Consider the following 15,276-nt stretch of genomic DNA (forward strand, 5'->3'; position numbering starts at 1 on the left):
TTCCCTATGCCAATCACTTCACCGGGAGCGCATCTTCAGGGCAGAGGCGATTACCGGTCGCAGGTCTTCAAACGCAATATCGTCGCTGTCGCGAAAATTCAGACAACCCGTGCCGCATTTCACCGAGGGGTGCCTATCCAGGTACGGCTGTATATGCTCCCGCGCACAGGTGTAAAGCGACAGGTAGCTCTGCTGGCTCGCCAGTGCCACCCAACCGTCGCCAAGCGCATAGGTAGGCATTCTGTATTTCATCGAGAGGCTGGTATCGGGAAAGTTGGCAACAATCAGATTGTGAAGCTTTTGCAGGCGTTCACTACGCCAGGTCGAAAGCTGGCTGACGTACTCGGCAAGCAGCTGGGGGATGGTATCTGAAGCAGTCTGCGATGGTGTGTCCATGCGTAAAATGTTTTTGCGCTTATTGATTACAGTGTAGCAAAGAAATCAAAAAGTGCCCGGGCAGTCAGAGAACGATATTCTCGGTTGTCCTGGAAATCGACTCTTCCCCAAAACGACAAAGCCCCGGCTTGCCGCAATGCTATTTAACGTAGCTGAGAGTGAAGGTGACGATTCCGGGGGCGGTCTTGTGAGACCTTCACCGCCAGGGATGGCGGTACAGAGCCCCCAGGGATGGGTGAACGGGGGGCGCCTGGCTCGTGTCTCGCAAGACCGCCCCCGGGAGCGGCGCCGCCACAAAATTTCTTAAGTGAACGGCATTGCCGGGGCTTTGGGTTCGCCTGCAAGCAGGCTTCTAAGGACGTTAGGCGCTTCAGTCGACAAACACGCGCGCATTGCGGAACAGGCGCATCCACCCCGAATCCTCTTCCCAATCGTCCGGGCGCCAGCTGTTGCTGACCGCGCGGGCAACACGCTCCGGGTGCGGCATCATGATGGTCACGCGGCCGTCCTCGGAACACAGAGAGGTAATACCATTAACCGAACCATTGGGGTTGGCCGGATAAGTTTCGGTAATCTGCTGGTTATTGTTCAGGTAACGCATCGCAATGGTGCCGGACTGCTCGCAAGCCTCCAGCGCCTTCTGATCCGCAAACTCCACACGCCCTTCACCGTGGGCAACCGCCACCGGCATATAGGAACCCGCCATCCCCTTGAACAGCACAGACGGGGAATCTTCCACGCCCACCAGTGCAAAGCGCGCCTCATACTGCTCGGACAGGTTGCGTACAAAACGCGGCCAGTGGCCAGCCCCCGGAATCAGCTCCTTGATCACCGAGAACATCTGACAACCGTTACACACGCCCAGGCCAAAAGTGTCCTTGCGGTTAAAGAAGCCTTCAAACTGATCGCGGGCGCGGTCATTGAACAGAATGGTCTTTGCCCAGCCCTCACCGGCGCCGAGCACGTCACCGTAAGAGAAGCCACCGCAGCCCACCAGGCCCTTGAACTGATCCAGTTCAACACGACCGGCAAGGATATCGCTCATATGCACGTCGATGGCGTTAAAGCCCGCGCGGTGGAAAGAGTGCGCCATTTCCACCTGGCTGTTCACGCCCTGCTCCCGCAGGATGGCGATCTTCGGGCGTACACCTTTCTTAATATACGGCGCGGCAATGTCTTCGTTGACGTCATAGGACAGTTTGACCGACAGGCCCGGGTCGTCCTTGGCACTCTTGGCGATTGCGTCAAACTCCTGCTTGGCGCAATCCGCGTTGTCGCGCAGGGATTGGATGCGATAGCTGGTCTCGCTCCAGATCTGCTGCAGCTCCGCTCGGCTGCGATTGAAGATATCATTGTCTTCAAACGTAATCCGCAGGCGTTCGGTTTCGTTCAATTCACCAATGCGATGCGCAGGTACACCCACCGAGGCAAACCGCATTGCCAGCATATCCGCATCGGCGCTCGGCACCTGAAGTACCGCACCCAGCTCCTCATTGAACAGAGCGGCAATGGGATCGTCACCCAGGTCATAAATTTCCACATCGATACCCACGCGACCGGCAAAGCTCATTTCTGCAAGTGTCGCGAACAGGCCACCGTCTGAACGGTCGTGGTACGCAATGACCTTTTCCTCTTCAAGCAGCTCCTGCATCACATCGAAGAAGCCTTTCAGGCGCCTGGCATCGTCCAGATCCGCCGGCTTGTCCCCTACCTGGCCGTAGACCTGTGCCAGACAGGATCCCCCCAGGCGGTTTTTGCCCGCCCCCAGGTCCACAAGCAGCAGCTCGCTTTCGCCCTTTTTCATTTTACGCAGCTGCGGGGTTACCACCTTGCGCACGTCGGTAACCGGGCTAAAGGCCGAAATCACCAGAGACAGCGGCGCAGTCACCGCTTTCTCCTCACCACCATCATTCCAGGCAGTGCGCATGGACATGGAGTCCTTGCCCACCGGGATGGTGATATTCAGTTCCGGGCACAGTTCCATACCTACCGCTTCCACGGTGCGGTACAGCTTCTCTTCCTCACCGGGGTGGCCAGCGGCACACATCCAGTTGGCGGAGAGTTTGATATCGGAAAGTTGTTTGATCGGCGCGCAGGCAATGTTGGTAATAGCCTCACCCACCGCCAGGCGACCCGAGGCCGGCGCGTCCAGCAGCGCCACCGGGGTGCGCTCGCCCATGGACATGGCTTCACCGGCGGTGCTGTCGTAAGCCACGGTAGTGACCGCGCAATCTGCCACCGGCACCTGCCAGGGGCCGACCATCTGATCGCGACTGACCTGACCGGTTACGGTACGGTCGCCGATGGTGATCAGAAAATTCTTGCTGGCGACGGTGGGCAGGCGCAGAACCCGCTCAGCGGCTTCGTCCAGTTTGATACTGCTGGTGTCGAAGGCGGTGGTTTTCACTTCCACCTTCTCAGCGGTACGGTGCATCTTCGGCGGTTTGCCGAACAGCACGGACATGGGCAGGTCGACCGGCTTGGCGTCGAACTGCGTGTCATTCAGGGTCAAGTGCTTCTCGCTGGTGGCTTCACCCACCACCGCGAAAGGCGCACGCTCGCGCTCACAAATTTTCTCAAAGCGCGCTAGGTCTTCCGGCATCACCGCCAGTACATAGCGCTCCTGAGATTCGTTACACCAGATTTCCAGCGGGCTCATGCCCGGCTCGTCGGAGGGCACATTGCGCAACTCAAAGCTACCGCCGGTTCCGCCGTCTTTCACCAGTTCCGGGAAGGCGTTGGACAGGCCGCCAGCACCCACATCGTGGATAAACGCGATGGGGTTCTTATCCCCCAGCTGCCAGCACTGGTCGATGACTTCCTGACAGCGGCGCTCGATTTCGGGGTTTTGACGCTGCACTGAAGCAAAATCCAGATCTTCAGAGCTGGAGCCGCTGGCCATACTGGAGGCTGCGCCGCCACCGAGGCCAATCAACATGGCCGGGCCACCCAGTGCAATCAGCTTGGCACCGGGCTTGAACTCCGGCTTTTCCACATGTTCCTCGCGGATGTTGCCATAACCGCCGGCCAGCATAATCGGCTTGTGGTAGCCCCGGCGCTCGCCGTTGAAGTCTTCTTCAAAGGTCCGGAAATAACCGCAAATATTCGGGCGACCGAACTCGTTATTAAACGCAGCCCCACCGATCGGGCCCTCGATCATGATGTCCAGCGCGGTCACGATGCGCTCGGGCTTGCCGTAATCCACCTCCCACGGCTGCAGGTGACCGGGGATCTGCAGGTTGGACACGGTAAATCCGGTGAGGCCCACTTTTGGCTTGGAGCCGCGGCCCACGGCGCCTTCGTCGCGGATCTCACCGCCGGCGCCGGTGCCTGCACCAGAGAAAGGCGCGATCGCAGTCGGGTGGTTGTGGGTCTCCACCTTCATTAAGAGGTGAATGGCTTCCTGGCTAAAACCATATTCCTTGGTTTCCGGGTCTGGGTAAAAACGACCGGCTTTGTGGCCAACCACCACCGCGGCGTTATCTGCGTAGGCGGACAGCACATCTTCCCCGCCCTTGCGGTAGGTGTTCTTGATCATGCCGAACAGGGAGTGCGGCATCTCTTCGCCATCAATGGTCCAGCTGGCATTGAAGATCTTGTGGCGGCAGTGTTCCGAGTTCGCCTGGGCGAACATCATCAGCTCTACATCGGTGGGATTGCGTTCCAGTTCTTCAAAACTGGTCAGCAGGTAGTCAATCTCGTCTTCCGCCAGGGCCAGACCCAGGGTGACATTCGCTTCCACCAGCGCATCACGGCCGCCACTCAGCACATCCACACTACCCATCGGGCGCGGCTCTTCCACCTGGAACAACTGCTCTGCGTCACCTAATTCGGTGTACACGGTTTCAACCATGCGGTCATGCAGTTCCGCGGCCAGCACCTTGCGTTCAGCGTCGGTTAATTTCACACCGGTAAGATAGTAAGCAACACCTCGTTCCAGGCGGTGGACCGCAGTCAAACCCGCATTGTGGGCGATGTCGGTTGCCTTGGAGGACCAGGGCGAGATAGTGCCCGGACGCGGGACGACCAGCAGCAACTCGCCTTCCGGCTGGTGCTTTTCTTCGGTCGGGCCGTATTGCAGCAAACGCTCCAGCAGCGCCTGGTCCTTGTCGCCGAGCGTTTCGCTGTCGGCGAAGTGAACGAACTCGGCGTATACATCCTCTACCGCCGGCAGTAAGGCACGGAGTTGAGAGAGCAGTTTTTGATGGCGGAATTTCGACAGTGCGGGAGCACCACGCAGAACTAGCATCGCGGGAGTTGGCCTCTTGTCTGGATTTGAGCGCCTGCGGGCGGAAGCATCAGATCGGTTAGGACGGGCCACGCAGGTACACCGGGAATCGGAGCGCGCGCATTGTACCCGAAGCATCGCCGCTCCAACACTGTCAAGCGGGCATCCGGCGGTGAAACACTGCCGGCACCCACGTGAACAGAGTAAATGCGGTCGGATTGGCGCTGGCGGCAACCCGAGATTAGCGAGTGCCACACCGGACCTGACACCGTCCACTACACTGAAAAGTGGATCGAAACAACCCGATCAATCACAAACTCAGGGGACAATTCTGGTCACAATTGGTCAGACTCCTCATATATGAGGTAAAATTGCCGCGCTTTCGCCTGACCCTGTTCAAATAATAGGCAAAGCCCGGCAGCACGTGCGGTAATCAGGAAGGGTGGCAAGTTGATATGCCGCAAATGAATACCGCAGAGGATAGTCGCGAGGCGCAGCGGATCGCGCCCGCAGCAGAGCAAGGATACCGGCCCAGGACCAACCGGATGAAAGGGCTCCGCTCTGCGTATCAATAATGCTAACGAAAGGATTCGAGGGGACCGCCTATGATCATGAAAAGCCGACTGTTGCGATACAGCCGCCGCCTGTTGAAGGGGGTGGCCCTGGCCTGTTGTGCTTCTCTTTTGGTGGCAAGCAAAGCTCCCAGCCTGCTGGAGCAGGTCAAAACGTCGGGCAAGCTGGTTGTGCTGTCACAGAACGGACCCACCACCTATTACGAAGACGCCAATGGCCGCTATACCGGCTTCGAATACGGTATGTTGCGTGAGTTTGCCCGCGAACTCGGAGTGGAGCTGGAAATCCGGGACGTCCACGACCTCAGCCACCTGTTCAGTGAACTGGGCAACCCCGAGTCCGGCGCGCACCTGGCTGCGGCGGGCCTCACCGTCACCTCCGAGCGCCGCGAACAGGTGCGCTTTGCCCCTTCCTACTTCGAAATCCGCCAGCAGGTCATCTATCGTCTGGGCGAACAGCGCCCGCGCAGTGTCGCCGACCTCGAGGGCAAGAATATTGCCGTCATTGCCGGAAGCGCCCACGCGGAACAGCTGCGTAAGCTGTCCCAACGCTACGAAAACCTTTCCTGGGAAGAAATTTCCGATGTGGATGCGATGGAACTGGTGGAGATGGTCAACGAAGGCCAATACCACTACGCCGTTGTCGACTCCAATGCCTATGCGGTTCACCGGGGCCTCTACCCCAACACCCATATCGCGTTTAACCTGACCCAATTTCAACCGGTTTCCTGGGCCTTCCCCAAAGGGGAAGACGACACCCTGTACCGCGCTGCCCGCAACTTTATGTTGCGCGCCAACACCAGTGGTCTGGTGGCGGAGCTGCGTGAACTCTACTTCGGTCACGTCAGCAAAATGAATGTGGGAGGCGCCAAGACCTTTGCCCAGCTGACCCGCGACCGCCTGCCAAAATGGCGCGAAGAACTACAGAAAACCGCGGACAAATACGGGCTGGACTGGGAGCTGCTGGCAGCCCTGAGCTATCAGGAATCCCACTGGAATCCCCGCGCGAAGTCGCCCACCGGGGTGCGCGGACTGATGATGCTGACCCGCGCAACCGCCCGCGAAATGGGTGTGAATCGCCTGGACCCACTGGAAAGTATCGATGGCGGGGCGCGCTATTTCCTGCAGGTGCGCGACAAGATTCCCGCACGCATTCGTGAACCCGACCGCACCTGGATGGCCCTCGCCGCCTACAACGTAGGATACGGTCATCTTGAAGATGCACGAGTACTTACCCAGCAAATGGGCGGCAACCCCGACCGCTGGGCGGACGTAAGGGACCACCTGCCCTTGCTGGCAAAGCGCCAGTACTACAAGAACCTGAAACACGGCTACGCACGGGGCTGGGAGCCGGTGACCTATGTGCAGAATATCCGCCACTACCAGGCCCTGCTGACCTGGACCAGCCGCATCGAGGAACAGCGCCTGGCCGCAGCGGCCGCCAATGACAACGGCGAAGCGCTGGCAGAAGTACCCGCAGCAGAGGCCGCCGCATCCCAGTCGGCCCTTTAGTTCCAGCACGACACCCACTCCCCCACAGGGCGGCCATTGGCCGCCCTGCCTGTTCTCCCTCCCGCCAGCCACGTGGAAGAGGTCACAAATCCCCTCCACCACAGGTGCAAGTCACAAAATTCCTCCTATGCTTATTTCAGCGAACCGATCATTTCGGCGCCATCATCCGATAGATACGAGGAACTCTTATGATTCGTCACATGTTGCTGGTCAGCCTGATGACCACGATTGCCATCACCGGCTGCAGCCGTAAATCTGACACCCACGACCCGGACACCACCCAGAAGCCTGAGGCCGAAGTGGTTGAGGAAACAACCGTCGTCGAAGAGGATACCAGCGCACCAGACTACAGCGCGCCCTCCTCCACTGGCGACACCGGCAGTGCCAACGACAATACCAGCGACAGCGGCGACGCTAGCGGCACCGCCGGTGACACCGACAGCTCGTCTGCGGAAAGCCCCAACAGTGAAGGCCAGCTGATCTGCAACGCCACGTGGTTCGAGTGGGTGAATTCAGAAGTGATGAAAACCCAGAGTGAGGCCATTACCGAACACTACCCATCCGGTTTACCCCTGGTCGGCTCCGACGACTGGTTTATTGCCATGGATAAACTGACCGGAGGTGACGGCGCTCACGGCCCCGATGGCGGCAGTGATGAGTGGTGCTTCATGATGCAGCAGCGACTCAACAAAACCGACTGACCACCTTCCCAGCCATAAGACATCTGTCAACACCGGGAGAAACCATGAAGAACGTGAAAAATTCCCTGCTCGCCGTTACTCTGAGCGGCTTCGCCGCAGTCGCGGCAGCACAGGCAAATGCCAACGATGAAATGCCTCCCCCCGGCGCCATGGCCCTGTCCAGCCTGCTCACAAAACTCGAACAGCAGGGTTACACTCCAGTGGTCGATGTTTCACTGGAGCGAGGCCGCTGGGAAGTGGAAGCGTACAAAGAAGGGCGAAAATGGGACCTCGAAGTAGATCCCAACAGTGGTGAAATTTTAGAGGTCAAAGAAGATAAAGACTGATCCGCAGCCCGAGGGAGAGCTCTCTTCAATGCCTCCCGCTGACACCCCCGATGGCCGAGCACTGCTCCAACAACTGGTGCGGTTGCTCGGCCGCGATGGCGTGATCAGCGATGCTCAGCGCAGCGAGCACTACCGCACCGGTTTCCGCTCAGGGGAAGGCGGTGCGCTGGCAGTGGTGTTCCCCGCAAAGCTTGTGCAGCTGTGGCAGACTCTTCAGGTATGTGTCGATGCCGGCGCCATCATTATCATGCAGGCGGCCAATACCGGCCTGACTGAAGGCTCCACACCCAGCGGCAACGATTACGATCGACCGATCGTGATAATCAATACCCTGCAGATGAACGGTATTCACCTGCTAGGAGAGGGTAATCACCAGGGAGAGCAGGTTGTCGCCTTGGCCGGGGCCACGCTGCATAGCCTGGAAAAACTCCTCACACCATTACAGCGCTCGCCGCACTCGGAAATTGGCTCCTCCTGCCTTGGCGCTTCCATTGTCGGCGGCATCGCCAACAATTCCGGCGGCGCACTGTGCCAACGCGGCCCCGCTTACACAGAGCTTGCACTTTACGCACAGGTCAATGCGGAGGGACGTTTACAACTGATCAATCACCTGGGTATTGACCTGGGTGAGACGCCGCAGGAAATGCTCACCAACCTGGAAAACGGTACCTTTATTCAGGTCAGGGAGCTACCGCACCCCCACAACAGCAGCCGTACACGCATGGCTTCAGATCGGGAATATGTGGAGCGGATACGAGATGTTGAGGCAGACACGCCCGCGAGATTCAATGCCGACCCTCGCCGCCTGTTTGAAACCAGCGGCTGTGCGGGCAAGGTCGCTGTGTTTGCCGTGCGTCTCGATACTTTCCCCATACCCAGGCACACCCGGACATTCTACATCGGCAGCAATGACGCAGACGTTTTTGCACGTCTGCGCAGAGGGCTGCTGACCGAGCTACCCGAAATCCCGCTGCTGGGCGAGTACCTGCATCGCGACATGTTCGACCTGGCGGCGAGCTACGGCAAAGACAGTTTTTACACCATTGAAAAGCTCGGAACCCGCCGCATGCCCCGCTTCTTTGCACTAAAGGGGCGCATCGACGCGTGGCTCGCAAAGCGGTCGTGGGTGCCCCGATATTTCAGTGACCGCCTGTTGCAGAGTATCAGCAAACTGCTCCCCCAGCACTTGCCCAAACCCATGCTGGATTACCGGGAAAAGTATCAGCATCACCTGATCGTAAAAGTCGCGGATAGCAGTATCGAGCCAGCCGAACAGTGGTTGCAGACCTTCTTTGCGGGGACTGAAAACACCGGGGAATTTTTTGCCTGTAGTACCTCAGAGGCCAGCAAGGCCATGCTGCACCGATTCGTCTCTGCCGGCGCCGCCATGCGCTACCAGGCCGTCCACAGTAAACAGGTAGGGGAGCTGCTGCCTCTGGATATCGCGCTCAGGCGCAACGATATGGACTGGGAAGAAAAGCTGCCTGTCGAGATCGCAAGCCAGCTGGAGTATCGCCTCTACTACGGTCACTTCCTGTGCAACGTCTTTCACCAGGATTACATCCTTAAAAAAGGCGCCGATCCAGAAGCCGTCAAAAAAGCCCTGCTCCGGTTACTCGACCGCCGCGGGGCTCGCTACCCGGCAGAGCACAATGTTGGCCATCTTTATCAGGCGCCCGACGAACAAAAAACATTTTTCGAACAGCTCGACCCCACCAATACCTTCAACCCCGGTATCGGGAAAACCGACAAGCACCGCCGCTGCTGCAACTGCGGCTGACCTGCCCTAAAACGGTCACCAATTTGGTTTTCATGGCGTTCCACATTACCAATAACAGGATAACGGTAATTTGGGGAACACCATGCTGTACGCCGCAATCAAAGACAAAGCCTTAGCCAGGCTTTCGGTCGTGGCCACCCTGGCCATCATATTGACTCCAGGCCAGCTTAACGCTCAGCAACCGGGCCCATTCACCGCCCAGGACTTTCGGTATTCCGGGCCCGTATCGGGCATACCAATTCCACCACACCTCTACGGTCCGGACCTGGATGGAGGGACACCTTCCGAGATAGACCTGAGCGCGGGTGCAGTGCGGATGCGCCTGCAACGATTGGGGTTTCACACTTTTGACCAGGTTCAGTTTCGCAACGGGTACTGGAATGTGGTGGCCTATCACGGTAATAAAAAACGCCAGCTGACGGTAAACCCGACAACCGGCGCTATTCGTTCCGACAGGCCCTACTGCAACAATCGCTGTAACCGCTATCAAGCCAGTGAAGAATTCTAATCGTCCCCGGCAATGGCAAACAGCAGATCGCTGAACGCGCTGTTCGCGGAGAGTGAAGCGGATTCTTCCATGGTGTGATAGCCGGTCGTAGGAACCTGCAGGGTCGTCCCCTGCACAAACCCGGAAGACGCACTCACTATTCGCCCGAGTTCCGTACTTCCGAACGACTGTGGCTCTTGCCCCTCCGCGACTGCCTTTTTATTTTGTGCCTCGATATAACTGTCTTTGTAGCTGTAGCGGATCCCCCGGGATTCACATAACTGCGCCAGGCGTTCGGTGGTACCCGGGTGAAACTGGGCGTTCGCATCTCTACGACGCAAAACCACCTGTTGGGCGTCGGCACTGGCGCGATCCGGGTAAGGGCTGGTGTCCACCACGATCAGCTTGTCGGTTCCGCCATTGAAACGGCGGAACCATTCCAACAGGTAACGCCAGCTACTGCCAGATTCTTCCTGGGCGGTGAAAAATGCCGTGCCCTGAAAGCCGAGACTGTACAGATGCACCAGGTGGGCCGCAGTCAGTACGTTGTCCAGCTGTGCGCTGAGAATGCCGTCGTTGATCTCCAGCCGATCAGTGAATGCAACCGGCGTTCCGGCAACGAGGTGCTCCAGGCCGGCAACTTCAAAAATAAGGTTATTGCGATAGCCGCAGACGTAAGCGCGACGGATAACACCAGAGCCAAAATAGGAACCGGACCAGGGCTCGTAAGCTGTTACGGTGACACCCTGGAAACGATCGACGATCTTGGTCATCAGCTTTTCCGACACGGAATTACCCAGTAGGTCGGAGCGGCGTCCGGAGACAAAAGCGGCGTACTGGAATTCGTTGGGGCCCGTACAGATAAGGCCATGACGATCTATATGGGCAGAGAATTTGGCACTATTGGGGCGTTGCCCCTGAGCGACCAGAAGGCCCTCGTACCAGGTAACGTGCGCACCCCGCTCTTCCAGCTCGCGCTGCAGAACCCGGAAAAAAGAATGCTCCGCCCCTACCACACTGGGACTACGCACCAACAGTTTGAGCAGGTCGATAAATTGTTCGGTCTGTTGCATTGGCTGCAGGCTCCGCTCGCTGCCGTGGGATATTTGCGGAGTATATCCAGCAATTTCGCCAATGAGCGACCGTTTTTTATCGCTACTGCATTACCCGGTTCAGAAACCCGTAAACCCGCTCCGCAGTCGGCGTGAACCAGGGCTCAAATAGCCAGTATGGGTGCGGCGCATCCACGTGGGTCATTACTTCCGTAACAACACCGGCTTCACTCAAGCGCGCTATATATTGATCCCGCCCGGCGTGAAAGCGCGGGTGGCTGCTGTTGACAAACAGCGTGGGGGGAGCGCCAGCACCCGCGTACTCAAGTGGAGAAGCCTGTTGCCAGAGATCCGGCACATTCTCGTAACGACCACCGAACCAGGCGCCCGCCGCCGAAGGTTTTTTGCGCGGATCGTCCTCATGTTGCAATGCCATGGGCGTAGTGAAACTGACAATGCCGTCCAGATTGACAATAGCCTGAACCGAGTCTTTACCCGCGGACTGTACAGTTTCAAATATGGGCAAGCCCGGGGTTACCCCCACGAGCGTGGCCATTTGCCCACCCGCAGAGGCACCGATGACGGCGAGGCGCTCAGGGTCAATGCCGTAACGACCCGCCTGCGCCCGCAACCAGCCAAGCGCAGACTTAACATCCTGTACACCCGCCGGGTAACGGGCTTCCGGCGACAGGCGATACTCTACCGTCGCGGTAACAAATCCCCGGTTGGCGAGATATCTTGCCATGGGTTCCTGCAGAGTGCGGTTACCAGAACGCCAGCCGCCGCCGTGAATGAACAGTACAGCCGGTCGTTCGGACGCGGGCTGCCCCCCCTCAGGAAGGAAGAGATCCAGATGCAGAGCGCGCGACCCGACGCGGCGATACACCAAATCCCGTAGGACTTCAGTACCCTGCCCAGGCGCCACCCGTGCAACTTGAATGTCTGGATGAGTCTTGCGGGTTTTGTTAAAGGCGGATTGAATGTTAAACGAGTCGTCGAGCGAAATTCTGACAGCCGGCTCGGCTTGCTCTAGTAACTCGCGCGATAACCGCGACAGCCAGGCATCTACATCTTCCGGTACCGCCAGGGAACGGAATACCGGCACCTGCGTGGGGTACCCCTCGACCGAATCCTGACTATCAATAATACGCCCCTGTCCCGCCATTACCTGCGCGATAATTCGTTGATCTACCGCATCCCGCTCGGCGGGCCGGGCACCGACGGTTGTCAATAGCTCGCGAGAGAGCATCTCGGCAGGTATCGTGCGCAAGCCCTCGGGCCAAAGTGGTTTCTCCTCCAGCCGCCGAATATCCCCCTGTACGATATTCATCGGCTCGCCATCGAGGTTCCACACCAGGTTATCCTCTAGATAAACATCCCCCTGATAGGACACCAGCGCGAGATCACTGTAAGTGTCGCGCCCGTACTGCAGGACATTGCCCACAACCGCGACCCGCGGATTCACCGGCGCCGCGTCAACATCCCGCCATTCGTCTTCGATATAACCCAGCTGAATTGCCGCAGAGCCCGGGTTGTAAATCAAATTGTTCACAACCACACCGGTGGTATGCGCCTTGAAATACGGATTGCGGCGATCATTGTTGGCAAACAGATTGCCGACCACCGCAACGTCACGCACAAAATCGTGTACGAGCAGCCCTTTAGAATGCTTGCCTTTTCGGTGGGTTGAGTAATCCAATCCCTCGGCGATGATTGAGTTGCTGATCGTAATTTGTCGGCTGGTGGCGTCAGGCCCATCCGTGCGCGCCCCAGAGGCCGACATATTCTCGTCAACGGCCCAACTGGTGGAGCAATGATCGATATGGATTCGATAGGCATTTTTGCCCGAAATACCAATGCCATCCGGAGCCCAGCCACTGCGGGCCGGTCGGCCGACATCGCCAGGGCGCACGCGGAGGTGTTGTACTCGCACATCGTGTGTGCGGATACTCAGGCCGCCCCGAATCAAGGTAATACCCGGGTTTGGCGCAGTCTGCCCGGCCAGGGTAAGAAACGGCTCGCTGACCACAATATTTTCCCGGTCGAGGTCGATGACACCACCCACTTCGAACACCACGATACGGGGGCCAGACTGACCCAATGCCCACCGCAGTGAGCCCTCCCCGCGATTCTGCAGGTTTGTCACCCGAATAATCTTACCGCCACTGCCCCCGGGGGTATCCACCCCGAAGCCGGCAACCCCTTCCAAGTCGATACCGGCCAACGCCTGTGAACAACCCATCAGAAACAGCACGATCAGCGCCCAGCGATCGAATTCCCGTCTAACCATTTTCATCATCACCTCGATTTATTTTCATTATCAGAAGGCTGACCAATCACCCAAAAGTCAGGCATTTTGGACTTACCAAAATACCCCAATCAGAACCTGAATTTCAAGGCACCCTCTCCCATCCTTGTTCCGGGGCCACCTTTGGCCTTACCGAAACATCAAAGCACCCGCCGGCAAGCTGCCGGATAAAGGGGTATACGGGGAGAGGGGATGCGGGGATACAGGTTGAGAACCGGAGAGGAGCGATAGAAAGTAAGACGGTGCGGCAAATACGACAGCAGCGAAGAAACCACGTGAGAAAGAAAAGCCGATCGACTCGTTACGCAGCTCACTGACGGGTTGGGAGAGGATCAATCGGACACGGGAGCTGGTAAATGGGGGCGGGCACGCGCTGATGCCGGCCCTGCCCCCACAGGCTCAGGGCAGTTTTTTCTCTCCCTGCTGAATATCTTCGGGCTTCTCCACATGGTGCTCGGCAGTTTGCGTGGACTCCTCGATGGGCGCACGGCGTAAGATCAGAAAACCCGACACCCCCGCAATTAGCGAGGCCAGCAACACCCCGGCCTTGGCCTGTATGAGCAATTCGTTTTGGCCGGCAAACGCGAGCTCCGCGATAAAGATCGACATGGTAAAGCCGATACCACCAAGTAGCGCCACGCCAATAATATGGTGAAAGGTGGACGATTTCGGCAGTTCGCCCCAACCCAGCTTCCAGCCTATCCAGGTTGCTCCGACGATACCGATCAACTTGCCAAATACCAGACCACAGATCACCCCCAGTGTCAGTGGATTGAACACCGCTGCTGCGCTGGTAAAGCTGTCAACAGGAATGCCGGCATTCGCCAACGCAAAGATTGGCACCACCACGAACGCAACTGGAGTATGCAGGCGGGTTTCCATCCGCTGCAGTGGCGACTGCACCAGGTGAATACCATTGTCCAGCGCGGTTACCCGCGCACGCAGTGCATCGTTTGCAATAATCTTATCGCCGGGGCGGAAGCAGCGATCAAAACTGCGAATAATATCCTTCACGAAAGTACTGAAAGCCACCGGGTCGTATTTCGGCTTGGCCGGGATCGCCATCGCGGTGATCACACCCGCCAGAGTTGCGTGCACCCCGGTTCTGTAGAGCGCGTACCACAACAGAATACCCACAAAAATGTACCCCGCGGAGCGGCGCACACCGGCAAACTTCAGCAGCCAGAGCATACCCACCAAAACGCAAGCCGCCATCAGAGCGGTAGTGTTGACACTTTCCGTATACCAGATGGCAATTACCAGAATTGCACCCAGGTCATCCACAATCGCCAACGCCACCAGGAACGTCACCACGGCCCGCGGCACCCGGTTACCAAGGATGGCGATACAACCCACCGCAAAGGCGATATCCGTGGCCATGGGGATACCCCAGCCACGCTCCGACGGCGTGCCGCCATTCATTAAATAGAAGATCAGTGCCGGAACCACCATCCCGCCAATCGCGGCCATCACCGGTAGTACCGCATGCTTCATCTCGGATAGCTCGCCGACCAGAAACTCCCGCTTTAATTCGAGTCCGACCAACAGAAAGAAGATGGCCATCAGGCCATCGTTGATCCAGTGGTGGAAGCTCATGGACAGGGACCAGTCACCAAAGTTGTAACTGACCGGTAAATGCAGCAGGTGTTTGTAGGCTTCCTGCCACGGGGAGTTAGCAATGATTAACGCTACCACCGCGCAGATCATCAAGAGCACACCACTACTGCTCTGGCGGTGAATAAACTCTTCAAAGGGCGTTACCAGTCGGCCGAAGGCACTCTCCAGTGGCGCTTCAAATACCTTGCCCTTGCGAATCCTGAATTTACTCAACACATTGTTTGCCATCTAACGCCGACTCCTAATATTCAGTTTCGCTATGTCACTTGCCTGGGCACAGACGTCGCGCGTCTTCCC

10 protein-coding genes are annotated in these 15,276 nt (G+C 58.0%); 5 read left to right on the forward strand and 5 right to left on the reverse strand.

The window, feature by feature from the left end:
• Nucleotides 1-18: 18 nt before the first annotated feature.
• Both AU11_RS05770 and purL read right to left on the reverse strand, forming a co-directional pair.
• Nucleotides 19-396: a DUF1801 domain-containing protein gene (locus AU11_RS05770; RefSeq protein ID WP_051686993.1), complete on the reverse strand. Its 378-nt coding sequence runs from the start codon at nt 394-396 to the stop codon at nt 19-21.
• Nucleotides 397-766: 370 nt separating this feature from the next.
• On the reverse strand, nt 767-4,645 hold the full coding sequence (gene purL, locus AU11_RS05775) for a phosphoribosylformylglycinamidine synthase (RefSeq protein ID WP_043317115.1): 3,879 nt from the start codon (nt 4,643-4,645) through the stop codon (nt 767-769).
• A 584-nt stretch (nt 4,646-5,229) separates the two neighbouring features.
• Between purL and mltF the strand changes: the two genes are divergently transcribed.
• From mltF to AU11_RS05800, 5 genes are all read left to right on the forward strand, one after another.
• Nucleotides 5,230-6,708 (forward strand): membrane-bound lytic murein transglycosylase MltF, encoded by a 1,479-nt coding sequence (gene mltF / locus AU11_RS05780; RefSeq protein WP_051686994.1) that lies wholly within the window; start codon nt 5,230-5,232, stop codon nt 6,706-6,708.
• 188 nt (nt 6,709-6,896) lie between these two features.
• Entirely contained in the window at nt 6,897-7,409 is a 513-nt protein-coding gene (locus AU11_RS05785) for a hypothetical protein (RefSeq protein ID WP_043317117.1), read from the forward strand.
• 44 nt (nt 7,410-7,453) lie between these two features.
• Complete coding sequence (locus AU11_RS05790) at nt 7,454-7,735, forward strand: PepSY domain-containing protein (protein WP_043317120.1); 282 nt, start codon at nt 7,454-7,456, stop codon at nt 7,733-7,735.
• A gap of 28 nt (nt 7,736-7,763) precedes the next feature.
• Entirely contained in the window at nt 7,764-9,515 is a 1,752-nt protein-coding gene (gene dld / locus AU11_RS05795; protein ID WP_043317122.1) for a D-lactate dehydrogenase, read from the forward strand.
• Between the two features lie 82 nt (nt 9,516-9,597).
• Complete coding sequence (locus AU11_RS05800) at nt 9,598-10,023, forward strand: hypothetical protein (protein WP_043317124.1); 426 nt, start codon at nt 9,598-9,600, stop codon at nt 10,021-10,023.
• Here AU11_RS05800 and AU11_RS05805 read toward each other — a convergent pair.
• The 3 genes from AU11_RS05805 to nhaA all read right to left on the reverse strand — a co-directional run bounded on the left by AU11_RS05805 (nt 10,020) and on the right by nhaA (nt 15,207).
• Nucleotides 10,020-11,075, reverse strand: coding sequence for a peptidase M42 (locus AU11_RS05805; protein ID WP_043317126.1), 1,056 nt, complete (start codon nt 11,073-11,075; stop codon nt 10,020-10,022). The genes AU11_RS05800 and AU11_RS05805 overlap by 4 nt on opposite strands.
• Nucleotides 11,076-11,157: 82 nt before the next feature.
• On the reverse strand, nt 11,158-13,344 hold the full coding sequence (locus AU11_RS18015; RefSeq protein WP_197023773.1) for an alpha/beta hydrolase fold domain-containing protein: 2,187 nt from the start codon (nt 13,342-13,344) through the stop codon (nt 11,158-11,160).
• Between the two features lie 417 nt (nt 13,345-13,761).
• Complete coding sequence (gene nhaA / locus AU11_RS05820; protein ID WP_051686995.1) at nt 13,762-15,207, reverse strand: Na+/H+ antiporter NhaA; 1,446 nt, start codon at nt 15,205-15,207, stop codon at nt 13,762-13,764.
• Between the last annotated feature and the right edge of the window lie 69 nt (nt 15,208-15,276).

Origin of the sequence: Microbulbifer sp. HZ11, assembly GCF_000708675.1 — a bacterium.
In the GTDB taxonomy this organism is placed as follows: Bacteria; Pseudomonadota; Gammaproteobacteria; order Pseudomonadales; family Cellvibrionaceae; genus Microbulbifer.